1 pseudogene is annotated in these 762 nt (G+C 78.9%); it reads right to left on the bottom strand.

Annotated features, from left to right (window positions below):
• Window positions 1-762 (bottom strand): annotated as a pseudogene (locus CCN51_RS55645) (hypothetical protein); the annotation flags it as partial.

Here is a 762-nt window from a genome sequence, read left to right as displayed (position 1 = left end):
CGGTCTCGTCCTCGGCGGGGCGCGGGCGGGGGCGGGCCACGAGGAATTCGTCGCCCCGCTGATAGAGGGTGACGGTGTTCTCGGGAGTGGCCGCGGGGTCGCCGAAGGTGCGGTGGCTGCCGTCCTCGGACACCAGGGTGAGGGTGATCCTCTCCGCCCGCGCGGTCAGTTCGGCGGCCAGCGCGGCGGCGGTGGCGTCCCAGCGGCGGGCCGCGTGCAACTGGACGCGCAGCAGCGCCTCCCCGTTGGCGTCCGCGTCCCGGGTCGCCTGAGGGATCCGGCCGCCGGTGCGGCGCATCTCGCCGCGCAGGGCATCGCGCCGGGTGGCGTCGAGGCCCAGCGTGAGCCCCGCCACGTCCTCCCAGCGGAACGTCGCCGACGGGTCGAGGCGGGCCCCGTCCGGCAGGGGCTGCGCGGCCACGCGGGTGGCGATGCGGCGCGCCACCTGGGTGGCGGACAGGTCGGTCAGCGGGGTCGCCCCCGGTACGCCCGGTGCGCCCGGTCCGGTGTGCCGGCCCTGCGGGGCGGTCCGGGCGGTGGCCGGGGGCCGGGCCGCCGCCACGGCGGCGTAGAAGCGGTTGCCGTCTCCCTCCGCCTCTACCAGGTCGTACACCCGCCCGTCGGGGCCGGTGAGGGTGCGGTGGTCCTTCGCCGCGTCGAACCGGGGCCCGTCCTGGCCGTCCTGAGGAGCGGTCCAGGGCGGTGTGGTGTGCGCCGGGCGCTGGGTCCCCGTGGCGGCCGCGGGGACCCAGCGCCCGGCGC

Origin of the sequence: Streptomyces milbemycinicus (assembly GCF_002154605.1) — a bacterium.
GTDB lineage: Bacteria > Actinomycetota > Actinomycetes > Streptomycetales > Streptomycetaceae > Streptomyces > Streptomyces milbemycinicus.
The sequence above is the reverse complement of the archived record's forward strand: the minus strand, read 5'-3'. Positions and strand labels throughout refer to the sequence as shown.